At 42.7% G+C, this 18,290-nt stretch carries 18 protein-coding genes; 12 read left to right on the top strand and 6 right to left on the bottom strand.

The features are described 5' to 3' along the window. Window positions 1-13: 13 nt before the first annotated feature. Window positions 14-2,704 (top strand): sensor histidine kinase, encoded by a 2,691-nt coding sequence (locus L1286_RS00470; protein WP_235404927.1) that lies wholly within the window; start codon window positions 14-16, stop codon window positions 2,702-2,704. A 37-nt stretch (window positions 2,705-2,741) separates the two neighbouring features. On the opposite strand, the gene L1286_RS00465 is transcribed toward L1286_RS00470, so the two are convergent. The 4 genes from L1286_RS00465 to L1286_RS00450 form a co-directional block, all read right to left on the bottom strand. After that, a complete protein-coding gene (locus tag L1286_RS00465; RefSeq protein WP_235404926.1) occupies window positions 2,742-4,346 on the bottom strand; it encodes a UvrD-helicase domain-containing protein in 1,605 nt (534 codons plus the stop codon). After that, complete coding sequence (locus L1286_RS00460) at window positions 4,339-6,036, bottom strand: ATP-dependent nuclease (protein ID WP_235404925.1); 1,698 nt, start codon at window positions 6,034-6,036, stop codon at window positions 4,339-4,341. The genes L1286_RS00465 and L1286_RS00460 overlap by 8 nt, the downstream gene beginning before the upstream one ends. Before the next feature lie 134 nt (window positions 6,037-6,170). After that, the gene (locus L1286_RS00455; RefSeq protein ID WP_235404924.1) at window positions 6,171-6,521 is read right to left on the bottom strand and encodes a hypothetical protein; all 351 of its coding nucleotides are present in this window, start codon (window positions 6,519-6,521) and stop codon (window positions 6,171-6,173) included. A gap of 284 nt (window positions 6,522-6,805) precedes the next feature. Next, a complete protein-coding gene (locus tag L1286_RS00450) occupies window positions 6,806-7,258 on the bottom strand; it encodes a hypothetical protein (protein WP_235404923.1) in 453 nt (150 codons plus the stop codon). Between the two features lie 147 nt (window positions 7,259-7,405). Here L1286_RS00450 and L1286_RS00445 point away from each other — a divergent pair, with 147 nt between their 5' ends. The 11 genes from L1286_RS00445 to L1286_RS00395 are packed head-to-tail and all read left to right on the top strand — an operon-like array spanning window position 7,406 to window position 15,936. Then, window positions 7,406-8,560, top strand: coding sequence for a hypothetical protein (locus L1286_RS00445; RefSeq protein WP_235404922.1), 1,155 nt, complete (start codon window positions 7,406-7,408; stop codon window positions 8,558-8,560). Continuing rightward, window positions 8,560-8,940, top strand: a complete 381-nt coding sequence (locus L1286_RS00440; RefSeq protein ID WP_235404921.1) for a hypothetical protein — start codon at window positions 8,560-8,562, stop codon at window positions 8,938-8,940. The genes L1286_RS00445 and L1286_RS00440 overlap by 1 nt, the downstream gene beginning before the upstream one ends. Window positions 8,941-8,951: 11 nt before the next feature. Continuing rightward, window positions 8,952-9,884, top strand: a complete 933-nt coding sequence (locus L1286_RS00435) for a capsid protein (RefSeq protein ID WP_235404920.1) — start codon at window positions 8,952-8,954, stop codon at window positions 9,882-9,884. 56 nt (window positions 9,885-9,940) lie between these two features. Next, entirely contained in the window at window positions 9,941-10,411 is a 471-nt protein-coding gene (locus L1286_RS00430; RefSeq protein WP_235404919.1) for a phage protein Gp36 family protein, read from the top strand. 3 nt (window positions 10,412-10,414) lie between these two features. Continuing rightward, the gene (locus L1286_RS00425) at window positions 10,415-10,837 is read left to right on the top strand and encodes a phage virion morphogenesis protein (RefSeq protein ID WP_235404918.1); all 423 of its coding nucleotides are present in this window, start codon (window positions 10,415-10,417) and stop codon (window positions 10,835-10,837) included. Between the two features lie 14 nt (window positions 10,838-10,851). After that, window positions 10,852-11,289 (top strand): phage tail terminator protein, encoded by a 438-nt coding sequence (locus L1286_RS00420; RefSeq protein ID WP_235404917.1) that lies wholly within the window; start codon window positions 10,852-10,854, stop codon window positions 11,287-11,289. After that, window positions 11,286-11,447, top strand: coding sequence for a hypothetical protein (locus L1286_RS00415; protein WP_235404916.1), 162 nt, complete (start codon window positions 11,286-11,288; stop codon window positions 11,445-11,447). Before L1286_RS00420 ends, L1286_RS00415 begins: the two co-directional genes overlap by 4 nt. Then, entirely contained in the window at window positions 11,444-12,340 is an 897-nt protein-coding gene (locus L1286_RS00410; RefSeq protein ID WP_235404915.1) for a hypothetical protein, read from the top strand. The genes L1286_RS00415 and L1286_RS00410 overlap by 4 nt, the downstream gene beginning before the upstream one ends. Before the next feature lie 5 nt (window positions 12,341-12,345). After that, window positions 12,346-12,672 (top strand): hypothetical protein, encoded by a 327-nt coding sequence (locus L1286_RS00405; protein ID WP_235404914.1) that lies wholly within the window; start codon window positions 12,346-12,348, stop codon window positions 12,670-12,672. After that, window positions 12,633-13,034, top strand: a complete 402-nt coding sequence (locus L1286_RS00400) for a DUF1799 domain-containing protein (RefSeq protein WP_235404913.1) — start codon at window positions 12,633-12,635, stop codon at window positions 13,032-13,034. Before L1286_RS00405 ends, L1286_RS00400 begins: the two co-directional genes overlap by 40 nt. After that, window positions 12,994-15,936, top strand: coding sequence for a tape measure protein (locus tag L1286_RS00395; protein ID WP_235404912.1), 2,943 nt, complete (start codon window positions 12,994-12,996; stop codon window positions 15,934-15,936). Before L1286_RS00400 ends, L1286_RS00395 begins: the two co-directional genes overlap by 41 nt. Window positions 15,937-15,990: 54 nt before the next feature. Here L1286_RS00395 and L1286_RS00390 read toward each other — a convergent pair whose 3' ends face one another. Together L1286_RS00390 and L1286_RS00385 are read right to left on the bottom strand one after the other, a co-directional pair. After that, window positions 15,991-17,451 carry a HEPN domain-containing protein gene (locus L1286_RS00390; RefSeq protein ID WP_235404911.1) on the bottom strand — a complete coding sequence of 487 codons (1,461 nt, stop codon included), beginning with the start codon at window positions 17,449-17,451 and terminating at the stop codon, window positions 15,991-15,993. A gap of 21 nt (window positions 17,452-17,472) precedes the next feature. Continuing rightward, on the bottom strand, window positions 17,473-18,159 hold the full coding sequence (locus L1286_RS00385) for a hypothetical protein (protein ID WP_235404910.1): 687 nt from the start codon (window positions 18,157-18,159) through the stop codon (window positions 17,473-17,475). Window positions 18,160-18,290: the final 131 nt, after the last annotated feature.

The raw sequence follows: 18,290 nt of genomic DNA, 5'->3' as shown, positions 1-18,290 counted from the left end.
GGAATTCTTAGCGATGTTACCAGCAAGGACAATAATTGCAGCGCTAGCAATGCAAAGTGGCTTAGCCTGCGCGTTGGATTTAGAGCATTTAAGCAGCGTAGCTCAAGACAGCAATAACTTTATTTACTTTCCATCTCATAAAGGGTTGTTGAGATACGATGGTCAGCATATTTTAAACTTAAGTGAATTTTCAGATTTACCTAAAGGGCTGGCTAATGACATTGAGATCAGCAAAACCGACGTAGCCTATGTTTTATATACATCTGGGCAGGTTTGGTCGATTGATCTTAAAACGCTTAACTCTGAAAAGTTTGCAGAAACGACTGCGACTAACATCGAGATCACCAAAGATTCATTATTTGCGCAAGAACGTAACCGAATCACTGAGTACGACCTAGTGACAGGCACGTTTTCAGTTAGGTTATCTGGCAAGGAGCATATCCTTGATATTGATACTGGATACGAAAGTGTATATGCATTAGCCAATGATGGCTTGTACCACATAAAACGAGTAGACGCTGAAAACGTAGTACCAAAGCAAGTAAATAAAGGTAACTTAGAAGCCACCCCACACGGTGCTGTTTACTTTGCCAATGATCACCTAGGGTATTATTCACACCTTCAAGACACTACCCTAGTAAACGATAATATTTCTAACGCGAGTAATTTAACTTACGTTCCCCCTTATTTTGTTTACTACACAGACCGTGACACAGTAAACGAAGTAGCGCTTTCTACGTTAGAAAAAACCAGATCAGACATTAGCTCAACGAGTAAATCTTACCTTTCACTTTTTGCTGATAAGAGCCAGCAACTTTGGGGTTTAAACATCAACGAATTTGGGGTTGTTGAAGGCAGCAGCCGTACCACTCCATTAAGGCTTGGCTCTGCTTACAACCTAATTGAGCGCGTGGGTAAAAGCTGGTGGATTGGCAGTACAAAAGGCATCTACGTAGATGAAGAACCTGTAATTTGGGTAAATGATGCGATTGGCCAAGGAAAAGAGTTTGAAGTTACTGCGTTTTCTTACTTTGCAGGAAAGTTGATTGTATCTACTAGTATTGGCTCGTTTGCGGTATCTCCAGAGCTTAAAACGGTAGACAAGATATATGCAGGCTACGTTTTAAATTCATCCGTGATTGATGAAAAGCTCTATTTGGCGACTAATGATGACGCGATTGTTGGCCTCAACGCGAAGCTTGAGTATGAAGATTTTAATGCGATAAATTCTGTTTTGATCAGTAAAGAGATCCTCAACGTTACACAGATTGATAGCGATATATACATAAGTACTGCAGCAGGCCTGGATAAAGTCGTAGGCAATAACGCGGTGTCACAGATGTACCAGGGCAACCATAAAGTCACCGACGCGGCAGAGTTAAACGGCCAATTGTATATGTCTACATATGGTGATGGGCTGTTAGTTAGAAACAACAACGAATGGACAAAGATCCCCTCGCCTTCGCATATTCGAGAAATAGTAGAAGCGAGAGACAAACTGTACTTATTAACCAATAACGGAATACATGTGTTTAGTAGCGAATACAACGCTACAAGGCTTATTAGAGAAACGCAAAACCACTCCTTTATTGTTGGCAGCTTACGAATTGTAGATGACCAGTTTATCGCGATTAGCGACAAAGCATTTATAGAATTGACCGAAACACAGTTTCACGAATTAGCGCCGCCCGTAGTGAGCTTTATACAAACTCCGAGCGGTATTCATTTCAAAGATGATGCGCTCGAAATTGAAAACAGCGAATGGATGGTTGTGTCGGTTTCAAACCTTCAGTACGCAAATAATGAAGGTGTACAGTTTGAATATCAATTTAATGGCAGTGAATGGCGTCCTATTAATAGCGCCGAGCTGCACTTAAACGGCTTAAGGCCAAATAGCTATAAAATTCAATTCCGCCAAGTACTGGGTAACACAGTAAGCGAACCTACATCATATGAATTTAAAGTGCGCTCTGAATGGTATAACTCGCCAAAGGCAATCAGTGTTTACTTTGCAATTGCGGTGTTTGTGGTGGCAGCGATAGCGTTTTATACCTACTTTTGGATTCAATCATTCAGACGAGTTTACCGCCAAAATGAATACAAACGCCAAAGCAGTAACGTTGGCCGAATAGCCATGTTAAATGAGCAAGCTAAAGTACTCATTAGCTCCAGCGACGACACTATGTTTACTGAGGGCTTAGTTAAGCTAGATAAAATATCTGAGCTGGTAGCGCCCATAGTTAATAATGGCCCTTACCTTGGTGAGCAAAGGTTACTTGCTGGCTTAGACTTACTTCAAATGCAGTCTAGCTTACAGGCTAAAATTAAAGTTAACTTTGAAACTGTGATTGGCAACGTAAAGCTAGACCCGCAGCTAGAACGCGACATTTACGCCGTTGTTTATCACGGCCTTCATAACGCTGTGCATCACTCAGAAGGCTCTGAGGTTAACGTATTCGTGCACAAGCTTAGAGGTAAAATTCACGTAAACATAGAAGACGACGGCATTGGCATACCGCTACGTTCTCGCCTCCACTTTGGCGAAGGCCTATACAAAATGAGCGATGTAGCCAAGTCATACAAAACCAAGTTTAAGCTTAAGTCGTCGCGCAAAGGTACCAAGATTCGAATCGTCTTCCCGCTTATTGAGAGAGATAGAAAGAGCAAGGAGGAAATTGAGAGAGAGATTAGGGAGAGGATGTGAGCCGCAGTTAGCGGCTTACGATGTTTAAAATGATCTTTTATTGATAGAGTCCTTCAAGCTCTGGAAGACGCAAAAAATAAGATCTACGAGAGTTCCCAAAAGCTCTGTGTCTGTTTAATCTAAGTGACACATGGATTAGATAACAACGTAATTTTGCCCTAGTGATTCCAACATAGTGAAGATTTTTATCTTCCTGTAGGTTGGGGTAATTTATGTCATCAAAGTTTTGCCCAGGTATTCTATGAGGAAACGACCACTCTTCCATATCCAGATGAAACACAATTTTGAACTCTAAACCTTTAGCTTTATGTAGGGTCATTAATTGTAGTTCATTCTCAGTTATAGGCTTAAACAACTTAATTAATGATTCGTTATTCCAAATTAGCTCTAAAGCGTTTATCTCTTGTTCAGTGGATTCAACCCCCAGCGTTTCTAAGAAACATTCAGCTTTTCCGAAAAAACTCTGCAAGTTTTGTGCATTACGGACTTCGTTTAATATTGCTCTTTGCTCCAAAATTAACTTTGGTTTGAACAATGATTGATAAATATCTATTATTTCTTGCACAGTTGATATAGCCCCAAATTTTAACGCCAATAAACTTGAATATATATCGGCGCATTCAGAACCTATTTTATTCAGTGGAGTATCTCTATACAGCCGATAATCTAGCTTTAACCCTGAAGAAAACACATCTAAAGAAACATCCTTTTTAGCTAATATTCCTATTTCACATTCTTTAATATCGCTATTTACCACCCAGTCCTTAATCCAATTTGATATCAGCTCTGCAGCATTGCTCAAGTTTCCGTCTATTTCTTTACGATAAACTTGAATATCACCCTCACAATCGGTAGCTTGAAAGTTTGGATTTAATACTCGTGAAGCGTAGTTTACTATTGAAGGGTGACAACGGTGGTTTGCAGTTAATTCAAAATGTTCAAAGTTATCGGCTTTGGCTAGCTCTAATAATAGTTCCGGTCTGCTTCCTCTGAACCCATAAATAGACTGATTTACATCTCCAACAGCTGTAGCAATTAACCCTAAATCATAAAGCTTTTTGAAAAGTTCATGTTGAGCATAGGAAGAATCTTGGTATTCATCCATATAAACATTAGAATAACGTGCTTTTATGTATCGTCGAGCTGCTTCTGATTGCTCTAAAATCAAAACAGATAAAGCTGCGAAGCTTTGCATCCATAAAATACCTTCTCCATATAGCTCCTTGAAACCTCCGTCAACCTGTATGTCTTGAGTTGTAGGAGACGTATATTGTTCGGCAAGAAAATACTTTTCTGGCTCAGCGAGCTTCTTTACAACCTTACAGTTTGAAGGCTTGTTCCCCCAAATTCGACCCAAGAATGGTATGATCAACTCGTTCAGGCAAAAGCTATCTATTGTGCCGAAAAAACTATTTTTAGTATCGTGAGCATTCTCGTTACACCTTTTTTTAAGCTCTGAGCTTGCTTTCTTTGTAAAGGTTATTGCGATTATTCCTTTGTGAGACGGCAGTGTAGATGTAACTTGCTTAATTTTTTCCTTTACAACTGTAGTTTTTCCACTGCCAGGGCATGCTGTTATAACTATGCTTCCCTCATAATTAACCGCTGATAACTGCTCTCCTGTTAGCATCAAATTAGGCATTAGTTACCTCTAACAACTTTATTAAAGGCTTAGCCAGTTCTTTCCCGTCCAATTTTATTAAGTCGTTTTTTATTGATTGAAGAAGTTCTGACATTCTAAGGGCTTTCTTCCTCTGTAAGTAATTTATGGCATCGTCAGCATTGTCTTTTTTTAACGCGTTGACAATTTCATCGGTTAGCTCACCAACTAAATCATTCTCGAGGTCAACTATCGAGAGAAATATGCCTTTAGGGTTAACTATATTTGACACATAGTCCCATTGACCACCCTCAATTGTTTCAATTGCATTTGGCTCATGATCTATGTTTAGTAATTTAATTTGTCCGGCAATACCCAAACAGCGATTAAGGCCTAAAAACTGCCACTCATTTCTGTTTGGTACTTTAGATATGTCGTTATCAGTTCTCATTACCCAAGGTATATTCATTGCATCTAATATTTCAATGTAAACTTCAAATGCAACTCCATCTACAGATAATATGGATAAATTTTGGAAATCTAGATCGATGTTGAGGGCTTCAGCTAAAGAGTGATAAAAAAGCAATTCTGAAGGACCTTCTACTAGAAACACTGCGCTTGAAAAAAGTGCTTCAGCCGGTATTACGCTCATTCTGTAACCCATATTTTGCCAACCCTCCTTAATAACATCTGAGCAACCATCACTTGCCGCAATAGTTGAGGATTCTCTTTGGAAAAGCCTAATGATGGAGTTCGGAGAAAAGTGAACGGCTATTTGTGGTGAATGGGAAGAAATTATAGTTTGACCAGGTAGAGCATTAATTAAGTACTTTGCTAATTTTCTCTGCTGGTGTGGGTGAAGGTGAGCTTCAGGTTCTTCAACCACATAAAATACCACTTGACTATCGACATTATGCTCTCGAGCGCTCTTTGCTTTCCACAAGGCTAAGAGAATTTGATTATTTCTACCATCTCCACCGAGCATGACATTGGTACCATTTGCAGTGGCTCCTAGCTGAAGCTTTTCAATAAAGTCATTTACTTGAATAGCTCCTGTATCTAGCTGTACTTCATATTCAGAATGGTGGTGGGCCATCTCCTTCAGCTCTTTATTTACGTCGTTGGTTGCATGATCGACATATGTAAGCTGAGACACTTTCTCGTTAAGGGCGGTCAAATCGCCGCCAATTTCACGAAGCAAATCGTCATCTTCTGCTTTCTCGGCGTCTGAAAGGTTTTTTTGTGTGCTCTTTAATAGTTGACGCTTTTCTTTTCTAATATACCTTTCAAGATCGCGTTGAGACTCTATATATTTCATATGCATACGGCGCAAATAAAACCTACTATCAATCTCTTCTAAGTCATCTCTGGATTGCCCGATATAAAGTTTATAGGTTAGCTCATTTCTTATCGCTTCATATCTTAAATAGGTTTTATTGTCTTCACTCACGTTGCCTTTCAGCACGGATAAAACTGCATCTTCCTCTATATTTGCAAACTCTATGGTGATAGAAATTAAATCACTAGTGCCTTTATTACTTACGTGAAAGTCGAGCTCGTTTGGCTCGATATCGGATTCTGATAAACTTTTATCCAACAATATTCTTAGAGCATGGAGTAGGTTGCTCTTTCCAACATCATTTGCACCAATTATAAGAGTGTTTTGATTGAAGTTGATTATCGAGTCAGAAAAATTTCTGAAGCCAATTAAGTGTACATTACTGATTATCAATTTGTTTTCCTTTTGAAGTTATAAATTGTTTTGAAATCTATATTTAGTTTGTACGTGCTGTTCTATATTTACGAACGATCATGCTTATGTGACAAGCTATCTTAAGCATTGCAATCCATTAGCCTGCTTTTTGCTTACATTGAAATCCAAACTGCCCCGCCCTTTGCCCACATTTCTACTTTAGATCCCACGCATCTGAACTTATGGGTACCATCAGAGGTTTTTCGTTTGTATAAAACCACCAATGCATTGTCTTCATCTGTCCCAATAAAGCTTAACCTGTCTATAGAATAGTAAGTATTTTTTGCTACTTTGTTTATACATTCACTAATTGTCGATTGACTGATGGATGTGGTTTTCTGTTTGCTCTTAGAAACGTTGGCTGCTGGAACTATTTGGGGGGAGTTATCTTCCTGTTTGGTTTCGCGAGTGAAAATTACTACACCAAACAAAGCTATCATCGTTAAAACAACAGTCTTATTCATTTCTCTTTGTTATTCGTAATAAAATATTCCAATATTGTAAGGCAAAGTAACATTTATGTAAAAACTATATGCTATGGATTTAGTTATTATTTTCATGAAAATATAGAGCAGCGCTGTATGGCTTTGTGCCAGGTTTTATTTAGATTCTAGTACAGTGGTGAATTTTTAAGTGACTTAAACAAGCTGAAGCGTTTTTAAAACGGTTTTAAACATGGTTCCAACCTACTTTAAAGCCGGGTATCTAATTTGAGAGGTAACTTCACTGGTAAAAGTTACCTAAACAATTACTTTAGGCCTTGTAAGAGTTCAAGCGATAAGGCGTCCAGCTCTTCGATTTCCCAAGTTTGCTTTTCATTGAGGCCAAAGTTTTCGCAGGTTGTATTGAGCTCCTTGATCACTTGTTGCTCCCTGTCGTTTAGGTTGTCCTTTTCTACATTTTCAATCGGGTAATGTGTTATATCCCAGTTTTGTTTGTGTGCTAGGGCTAACACTAGGTGCACGTAACGATAGCGCAGATTGCTAAGTGATTGCGGTTCACCGTTGCGCTTTATCTTCGGTCTTCTTGCTTTACCTGCTAAGATTTTGGCAACATTTCTGCGGTATTCATTCAATCGAGACTTCTTAGACGCCTTACCAATATAATTAAACTCTGCTTGGCCTGTATTAATACAAATATGGTAAAGAAATGGCTGCTGAAGATTTATTTTTTTGGGGTTAGTCCATTTATAGATTTTCATATCACTTGTTGAATTCTTATTTGTGCTAAGCATAATAGTTACACAAGTTGGGAGCTTTAACCAACTAATATGTAAAACATTTTACGCCTAATTTCTTGTTCCTCCCCCGCTATTCTGAGCTCATTGATTCAACGATGAGCACCTACAATGGAAAACACAGAGTTTGACTGGTACGAGATTTTTACCGCTGGCACCCACACCGACTCAAACGGCAATACACAGGAGTTTACTGCCGCAGATTTAGACTCTGTGGTCACAAACTTTATCCCTAAGACCAGCCCTTTAGTCATTGGCCACCCTAAGACTAACGACCCAGCATGGGGTTGGGTTAGCGACTTAAAAGTCGAAGACGGTAAGTTGTTTGCCAAAGCCGAAGATGTGGCCGCTGAGTTTGCTGATGCGGTTGAAGCAAAGCGATACCCCAATCGTAGTGTGCGTTTAGAGGGTGAACCAGGTAACTACTTTTTAGGTCACGTTGGTTACTTAGGTGGCAACCCCCCTGCTGTTGCGGGTATGCCTTGGCAATTTAACGAAGACACCAAAGGCGCAGTGTTTGAGTTTGCAGCCAATGAAGCAAGCGAGCGTATTGAAGATGTTGCCATGCAAACCGCGCGTTTAGTTACCGACTTTATGGGTAACTTACGCGATTGGGTAATTGAGCAGCATGATCTAGAGACCGCAAACCGCCTCATTCCAAATTGGGAAGCCGACTGGCTTAACCGCAAAACCATCATCGCTGAACACGAACAAGACAAACAGCGCTTTGGCGACCATGCCTTTAGCGCCCCTTCTAATAACCCCGAGGAACAAGAAGTGAGTGACAAAACTAAAAACGAACCCACCGACACCGAGAAAGCATTGCAGGCCCAACTGGACGCGGCGAACAAGCGTAACGCTGAACATGAATTCAACCAACGTAAATTTGATGCGCAAACGTTTATTGATACCAAGGTCAATGGTGGCAATGCCCCGCGTATCACCAAAACAGACGGCTTGGCCGAATTCATGGCCCACCTTGAAACAGGTGCAGCAAGCACGTTTGAGTTCGCTGCGAGTGATGGTAATCAAACTGCTACTGCGCAACCAGCGGAATACTTTAAAGGTCTACTGCTCTCTTTACCGGAGCGAACTGGACTCACCAAAGAGTTCAGCCGCAAAGACGACAACGAAGAAACCGAGATTGATAACTCAGCTGATGCATTGGCTCAAAGAGCTGTGGAGTATCAAAGTGCGCAAGCAAGTAAAGGTTTCACAATCAGTTTAAGTACAGCGATGGACCACGTTACGCAGGAGTCAAACTAATGGCTATACCAGGATTAATTAGAAACTTTGAGTCTGACACCCCATTGCCTGCAAACCGGTTTGTTGCGGCTGATATTGGTGACTTTATGGCAACCAAAGCCACGGGTATTAACAGCCCTATTCTTGGAGTCACCGAGCAAGGTACAGATAAAAAGCTGCGCGTTGATGTGGTCATGACACAGCTTGCACCCATAGAACTGGGCGGCGACTTTTCTGGCGGTGAATATGCGGTAAGTGACAGTGAAGGCCGCGCCATACCCTTAGACCCAACAGCTCTGGCAGACGATACCGAAATCCATGTAGCTGGCAAGGTACTCGAAAAAGGCGACGCGGGCACCATTGTCGATATTCATATCGCCCCATTTGTGATTATTAAATAAGGAGAGTTGCCATGAGTGATGGTATGCCATTTACCCCCGACGTGCAGCAAACGGCGATAGCAATTGCCTATACCAATCGTCAGTTAATAGCCGATAGGTTACTGCCCTACGCGTCTGTGAACAGACGCGAATACAAATGGGGTGAGTACAATCTAGCGGATAAGTTCACGGTACCAGATACCAAGATTGGCCGTAAGTCAGAGCCAAACCAAGTTGAGTTTGGTTATGACGACAGAACTGGCTCTGTGACTGACTATGGTTTATCTGATGTTGTACCAAACGACGATATCACCAACGCGCCACCAAACCACAGCCCTTTGAATGTGGCGACCGAAAACATTACGGACTTGGTATTGCTTGGCCGCGAAATACGTGTCGCTAAAAAGTTCTCGGACCCAAATAACTTTGGTATGCACAAAAAACTAGGCACGGCAGGCCTAAAAAAACTGGATGACCCTGAGCTAGATATATTGCGTTGGTTTCTCAATTTACTCGACGAGCCATTAATGCGCCCTAACAGCATGACCATGTCATTTAAAGTGGCAACCGCACTTAGGACCAACAAAAAGTTACTAAAAGGCTATAACGGCACAACTGGAGATGAGGGCTTAGTACCTTGGGCTTACATCAAAGAAGCGCTTGAAATAGAGCATATCAATATTGGCCAAGCACGGTTAAACATCGCTAAAAAAGGTAAAACCCCAGTCTTTGAACGTGCATGGGGCGACAACCTAGCGCTTACCTACCATGACCCGCTGGCCAGTTTTGAAAATAAACGTATGACCTTTGGACTCACTGCCCGTTACAAGAACCGTGAATCGGGTAGTAAGCCGGTATCTGCGGGTTTGCGTGGCGGTACCAAAGTCATTGTGGGTGAATCAGTTGAAGAGCAAATCATTGCCAAAGGGTGTGGTGTGCTACTGACTGATGTACTGACCGCTTAACCACTTAGCCATTAACTCCCTGTGGGGCTTCGGCCCCTTTATCTAAGGACAACACGATGTTTGTAAATGCACAGCACACAGTCAGTACAATTGGGTTAAGCCGCTTATTGGAGTTTGCCAATGGCACATTTGCCATTGCGTATGATGCCCAGCAAATCACTGAAGATGATTTAAATAAAGCCCTGTTAGCCACACCTGAAACTGACCTTCAAACCACGCTTTTAAACTGGTTTAACACCGCTTCAACCAATGTGAATAACACTATTATGGGTTATGTGGCAAAGCTTGAACTCACACAGGCTGAAGTGGATGCCTCCCCCTTATTGGGTATAGCCGCCGACTTGATGCGCTATGAGCTATGTAACAACGATACCGACGAAGGGCTAATGACCAGGCGTAAAAACGCCATGCTGGAGCTTGGCAAAATTGAGGCGGGGACCATTCAAATTAAGGCGCCCTCACCTATGGCCTCTGGGCCTATTCAAACCAAGCCTTTGGCGAGTAACTTTGATTGGCAAAGGTACTAAGTCATGGCGGGCGTATTCATTGATATTTCGGGCGATGCGTTAGAAAAGTTGCAAGTGCTCAATCGTAAAAGCCAAGTGCCTGAAGATGTGCTGGATGACATAGGCGCATTTTTAGATATGGACGTGACAACCCGCTTTTTAAACGAACTGGCTCCAGATGGCACTCGCTGGGAACAATCCGAAGCCGCAAAAACGCGTAAAGGATTAACGCTGACCGACCAACGTAACTTAGCTGGCTCTGTTACACACAAGGTTGAAGGCGATGAATTGGTGCATGGCTTGGGTGAAGAATACGCTGCCATACATCACTTTGGGGGTAAAACAGGCCGAGGCCATGCCGTCACACTCCCTGCTCGCCCAATCATTGGTATTGAACAATATCAAGCCGGTGCCATTGTTGAAACGCTCACCGGCTGGCTGGTTTAAACGGAGTTTAAAGTATGTTTAATTTTGATTTAAACCACATTGAAAAGGCTTTAAATAACGCGCGCATTGCCAAAGTGGGTTTTGCGCAAGACTTTAACCAGGCGCGCAGTAAACCCGTGCAAGCACCTTTATTGTATGTATTACCGCTCGATGAAGACTATCAGCCAACCAACAGCATTACAGGCCAAGACGAATATACCGTAACGGAGCTATTTGCCGTGATGATTGTTATCCCTTGTCTTAGCGCCAATAGAAAAACCGACCAACACATTGAAACACTCCGCGAGCAAGTCAAAACGGCACTGGCTGGCCTTACTTTTGCGCCCTATGAGCCCATTAAGCTGCATCGAGGTCGCATGGTGGAACTCAACGTCCAAACCAACAACCTCATTTACCAGTGCCAGTTTTCAGTGAGTGGGCACATAACCATCAACACCAAGGAACCAACATGAAAGCCAATAAAGCATCCGAACAACCACCCAAACCGAGTAGCCCAACAGAGATTGCACAGCAAGTACAACACGCCCTTAAACAAAGTGGCAATCGCAGTAATGCCGCCGGTGCATTTGTACTTGATGGCGACACCATTAAACCAGGAGCAAGCAAATGAGCTGGCGATTTAAAGACAGGCTAATTATGGCCGACTCCCTTGGCACCACCCTCACTGGCAACCACGCGATATACGCCAATGAAGTGGAATTTAACATTGAAGCCGAAACCGAAAAAGACGACATAGAGCGCGCGTATTCTGGCGCAAGCATGGAGATTATCTATGGCGAACATGTAACACTGAACTTTAAAACGCCCTTGGCTATGAGTGGCAGCGCGGGCTCTGCCCCCACCATTGCGCCACTGCTGTTAGCGTGCGGCATGGTGCAAGTCTCCAGTGCCAATGCGGTTACTTTCACCAAAGGCGCTGCCACTAAAGCCACGTGTTTAATGCGCTTTGGGCAAAACACACATCAAATCTCTGAGATGTTAGGCACGTTCAGCATTAACCTTGAAAAAGGCCAACCCATGATTAACTGGCAGTTTAAGGGCTTGTTTAGTGCGCCCATACAATCCAGCGCCCCGCCTGCCACGGATTGGTCCCGTTGGAAAAAGCCCTCAACGCTTGGCGTGACCAATAGCAGTGCGTTTAAGCTCAATGGCCTTGCGCGCACCTTACATAAATTGACCATCGATGTGGGTAATAACGTGGTGTTTGACCGCGCCATTAATCACGAAGAAATCCTTATTACGGGTCATGAGTCTACCGCAAACATCACTGTTACCAGTGATTCATTATCTATCTTCAACCCGTTTGAATTGGCTGGCAGCATTCAGCCTTTTGAGTTTAACCATGGGCAAGGTGCAGGCAACAAAGTAACGCTCTTAGGGCGTTTTCAAATGCCCACGCCCAAGTATGCAAGCCTAGAAAGCGAGCTTACAGGCTACGAACTGGACGGAAAACTTGTGCCTTCAGACAGTGGCTATGACGAATTAACCTTAGTATTTGAGTGATCCAAATGAAATTAAAGAAGTTATCTAAATTAAAAGACGCCACCATCCATGCACCCATTCATTTTGAGTATGGGGGTGTGGAATTTAAGTTCAACGCACACATTAAATTGGTGCCTGAAAACGACATTGAAAAACTCACCGACCCGAAAAACACAACAGATAAAAACATCGTTGAGCAACTCCTGATTGGCTGGGATGGCTTTATTGATGAAGGCAAAGACATCACCTTTTCAAAAGACGTATTGGACGAAATGCTGTGCTTTGGCGGCATTACTGGGCGGTTATCTGCTGAGTGTATAAACGCGCAGTATCGAGTACAGGAAAAAAACTAATCGACGTTGCTAGGTGGTTTGTGGGCGACCTAGCAACACATAGCAAGCACTTGGACGATGACTTAGCCCATTTTGGTGCGCCAGTTGAGGTTGAAAAAAGCAAAGCAGATTTATACGTACTCCCACAAAATTGGACTGCGGTTAAAGCGCTCTCAACGGCCAATACCCAGTGGCAATACTGCAAAGATGGCATCGAGCTTGCCCTTGACTATGCCAGGGCTGAAATAGCTTGGCGCTATAGCGACATTGCCCTTACCCCCACTGATTTTGACAAGCTCCAATTCTTAGAGCGCACTGTAATAGGATTACTAAGGCGACCCGATGAAAAACCAACTGAACCTAGCGCTTCGCTTAAAGTATGACGGCAAAGCCGTAACCGCTGGCACAAATAAAAACGTCCAGGACTTAAACCGCCTACCTCATGCAATTCAAAATCAGGTGGCTGCGAATCAGCGCTTAGGGGCAAGCCAAACAAGAGTAATGCAGCAACAAACCGCCATGGGTAGACAGCTTGGCCTATTACAATCAGGGTATGAGTTATTGGGAGTGACCCTCGCAGGTGTTGCATCCATTGGCACTGCCGCCATGTTTATTCGCGATACAGGGGCCGCGCAGCAATTAGACATACGCCTGCAAGGATTGACCGATTCTACGCGTGAATATCAACAAGTACAAAATTATCTATTTGAAACCGCAGACAGGCTCAATACCCAATACACCACCCTTGCAGATTCCTACTCTAAAATCCTCAACCTGCAACAAGCTGGCATTGTGACCCAGACACAAGGCAAAGCAATCCTTGAAGGCATGGCGAATGCCGCCGCCAAAACGGGCGCGAGCAATGTACAACTTGAGCAGTCCTTGTTTGGTATGACACAAGGTATGACCGCAGGCGTACTACGAGCTGAAGAGCTCAACCAAGTAACCGAACCATTGCCTGGGCTTTTACAAAAGCTTGATAAAGCGGCGGGCGTGGCTGCAGGTGGGTTTAGACAACTGGTCAACGATGGCCGCATCACCAGCCAAATGTTTAAACGCTATTTAATCAAAGCGCTTAACGAGTATGCAGGTGCAGCAGAAGCCACAGAAGGCAAAATTAATGCCTCGTTCGCTGAAATGAGCAACGAGTATCAACGCCTTATTCGCGAGTATGAAAAGCCCGTTAACTTTGCCGTGGTTGAAGTGGCCAATGCTGTGACTGCAGGGATGCGAGAACTACGCGAAAACAAAGAATTGGTTGAAGGGTTAACCACCTCTGCAACGGCGTTGGCGGTTGTGATGGGTGGTAAATTGGCAGGGAACATAGCAAAAACGACCGCTATAATGGGGTCGAAAGTCATTGCGTCACACAAAGCAGCGCAAGCCAACCTGCAGCTTGTGGCAGCCAATCAACAATTGGCCGCAACAGAGCACGCCAAAGCAATACAAGATCGCGATGCTGCAAGACGACAATTACAACTTGCGAGTAACATGCACGTAAGAAAAATGGCCACACAAAGTCTCGCTGCGGCAAATACGCGTGCGACAGTAACACAAACAGCATTAACAACGGCAACCAATGCCTATACAGCGGCGGCTGCGAGAGCCTCAATTGCCAGTAGAACATTGGGCGGCGTATTGCGCCTTATGGGTGGGCCTGTTGGCTTGGCCGTGACGGCTGGTTTAGCCATTGCCTACTTTGCTACTCAAGGTGATAAAGCCAGTACCAGCTCAAAAAGACTTGAAACACACCTATACAATTTAGGTGATGCCTTTAACTCGGTGGGTAATATCAGCGCTAAAGCGCAAATTGCCTCGGCTTCAAAACAAACCATCAACTACACAAACAACATTGAAAACGCATACAAACGCATTAAGCAGCTGCGCCAGCAAATGAATAATGCGGGCAGTGACCGCGCTAAGTTTACGTATCAAAACCAAATTGCAGGCATTGAGCGCTACATCAATGAGCAAGCAAAGCTCCGCGCCGAGTCCATGAGAACTGCCGCACAAGCCGCAAACCTACAACAAAACCTCAAAGCGCTGGACTGGAAACAAATAGCAGATAACGCCAAACAAGCGACAAATGCCCTGCCCCAAAACATTCAACAGCTGCAGCTGTCACTCCTAGGTGAAGAAGCCAGGCTAAAAGCCAGCTATAAAAAGCGCAAAGAAATGGTCATGCAAGCGCGAGAAATCGACTTAGGTAACAAAGCCAAATACGATGCGATTTTAAAGCAGCTCGATGCCAAACTGGATGCTGACCAACAAGCCCTAATCAAAAAGCGCGAAGCTGAAAAAACGCGCCTCCAAAACCAAGCAGAAGAAAAACGCCGCAATGACCTGCGTAAAGAACTTGAAGACCGCATTGCGCAAATCAAAGGCTTCGCTAACCGCGAAGCACTCGCCGCTTATGATAGCCAAGTGCGCGTTGAAGAAGCCAAACAACAAGCGCGCATCGATGCCAAACGCAGGAGCATGCTTGGTCTAGCTGCAAACGACGAAGTTGGCGAAATCAAATACAACGCCGACAATCAAATTCGAAACCTAGAACGCCAACAAGAACTGAACGCAGCCAGAGGCTTTCATAGCCAACGTGAAGCAGATGAATACGCCCATCAAGAACGTTTAATGCAGGCGCGCACCCGTAACACTGGCGCAATGCAACAACACCTATTGCAGTTCGCAAACTGGGAGACTAAAAACGCTCGGGAGAAGACCTCAGCAGTAGTCGGCCTTGGTGCAGCAGGTTTTAAAGCCATGGCAGGACAAAGTAAAACCGCATTTAAACTCTACAAAGCCTTTGCTATCACCCAAGCCCTAATCAAAACCTATGAATCGGCAACTGGTTCATTTGCGGCATTGGCCCCAATCCCAATCGTCGGCCCAGCCCTTGGTGCGGCTGCTGCCGCTGCGGCTATTGCTATGGGTATGCAACAAGTTCGGATGATTAAATCACAGCAGCCCGCTGGTATCGCGCACGGTGGCCTAGACTACGTACCAAACGAAAGCACCTACATCCTACAACGCGGCGAACGAGTCCTGTCACCTAAACAAAACGTCGAAATCAGCCATATGGCCAGGCACTACAACGCAGGCAACAGACAAACCGCTGGCCAAAATGTGGTGTTTAATATTACGAATCAGATCACAGTAGAAGGTGCAGCGAACGCCGAGCAAAGCAATATGATTGGTGCAAACATTGCTCGGCAGATTGAGGCTGTTGTGGTTGAGAGTATTAGCTCTCGTGGGGCAGTTTTTAGGGCGGTAAGGAGTGCTGGGTAATTGGAGCCTATGCAAAGTATAACTCTAAAGTCAAATTTCATTTTATACTTCTTATCAGCTTCGAATGTCGATATTATCAAAAGGTACACCAGTCATATTTGATATATATTTAACAAGTTCGCGTTTATTATGGAACTCCCTATTGTCAACCAAATCTTCTCGTTCTTTTTGCTCTTCATCTTGTTCATCAAAGTTTTTAACAAAGACCACCCTTCCTGCTCTAATTATTCCCCTCATTGACTCTGGTACATCATCATCTAAGTCTACTATTACATGGTTCGCGAATGCTTTTTCAAAGGCATTTTCAACATTTAGAATACACTCACTTATCAACCTGATGTTTTCTTCAATATCTTGGTTAGAAAGCGGTTCATTCGAATGTACTAAAACATTTCTAAAGCGCTGTAAAGAACTTAACTTATCGGTTAATTCTTGCGTGATAATTGAAGATTGAGCTAAATTGCGAAAAATGACATGTTCGGGTAATCTCACTCGGTGAGAACTGCCATCTGGGGATTGTCTTTCCCCTACATGCATATCAAATTCCTTTGATAATGAAAAAATCATCGAATTTAGCTTTTTCCATGATGTTATAAACTCACCATAAAGCGAGTTCATATTAGACACTACGCTTTCAGCAACGCTTTCTTTATCGTCAGCAGGAACTGATATTTTATCTATTTCTTGTATTGCTTTAACCAACCTATTGCTAACTTCGTCTACTAATAATTTTATCTTTTCATAATCTTGCTTAGTTACAATTGCATTGTGAGCAATTAAACACCTCAAATCATACAGTTTTTCCCAACGAGATTTTATAAATGTATCCTCACAGTCTACAATTTCAGAGAAGTACCTTTGCCAATTTGATTTTGGAACATAACTTTTTAGTTGTTCAAGATTTAAAGACTCTATAGATTTTGCGGAATCCAATTTATCAATCAGACTTTTAGTGTCGTGAATAGAGTAGGGTTTGAACAGAAAATCAGCTAGATGTATAAAGTCTACTTTGTAGACTTGAGGTGCATCTTTTCTCTTACTCTTTTCTACGGCTACCTTAAACTCTTTAGGTGATGAGTCTTTTAGCCAGCTAGTCCCTATTTTGCGGAGCATAAAAGTGGTTATTAGCCTCCTCATTGTATTTTCAATACGATGAATTAATGGGTAAGACTCTAGTGAATAGAAAGTAGAAATATCATTTACTAGGGTTTCTTGCTTTCCGCCAGACTTTGGTATTATCGTATTAATATCTCTTAACAATTGTACAAATATATCAAGTTTATCAGCCTCACACTTTGCGTTCAAAGTGAGCTGGAAAAACCGTTGTTTCTTGTTCTCTACTTCCCCTGATAGCAAGTTGTATTCAACCTCAAACTTTTCTTTATATGTAAGTTTTTTATTGCTTATCTTAATATCAGAATGTGCCTGAAGGAGTTTATTAAATGTATTCTTACAATTACAGAATCCTCCGTCATCTTCCATTAAAATCAGGTACTCTACTTTGAATTCTTTCATTTACAATCTCCATATTTCAGTTTACACGAGATGCTGATCGGCGAAGCTTTGTACGAACAAGAGCATCATTTCTACCTGAGTCTTATCGTATTCGCCGTATTGACCATGCGCTGCTTTATTTCTTATATGGGCCCAACTTGTGATCTGCTTTTGTGTAAGCTTGGAATAAACTTCATTTTTTGCTAATTCAGTGTTTAATGGTTCAATGGTCAATGGAGCCCCGTTGGGCTTAACAATAGCAATATCATTTTTCTTGCATAACTCTCTAAGGCCATCTTCAAGAACAGCACCGATTGTCACTGCAGCTGCGTCTTTATAGCCCTCAGATAATAAGTGCTCACCGATTTCTAAAAAGTTTGCAAAAATTTCAGCCTGAAGCAAACCCTTAATGCTACCGATGAGACCGTTTTCGACATCATGCTTAACGGTTAAGGCGATCCCTTGAACTTGAGATATATGTCCATACCAATCACTGTGAATTACATAAAAACTTTCACTAGAAATTGCGCGTTCAAAATTAGAATAATGCTGGCTATTTTCACCGTATAGTTTTCTTATCAATTGACCGAGTCTGGTTACCCACGAAGAAACCTCTGCCAAATCATCACCTTCAAAATTGTTATCGGCCCTTGAAGCTTTTTGAAGAATTTTACCTCCAACCTCAACTAGTGAATAAATCTCGTTTTGAACAGTTTTACTTAATTGCATAAATTATTATCCCTATAATTGACAGCGCTTCTTGGGAGCAATAGAACAGACTACTTTCTATAGTTCTGAACGTACAAAAAGCAACAAAGTACGCTAAGCTAAATTCTCACAATCATCACATGAAAAAATAA

Origin of the sequence: Pseudoalteromonas sp. SMS1, from assembly GCF_021530565.1 — a bacterium.
Taxonomy (GTDB): Bacteria; Pseudomonadota; Gammaproteobacteria; order Enterobacterales; family Alteromonadaceae; genus Pseudoalteromonas.
This window is presented reverse-complemented; position numbering and strand designations above follow the sequence as displayed.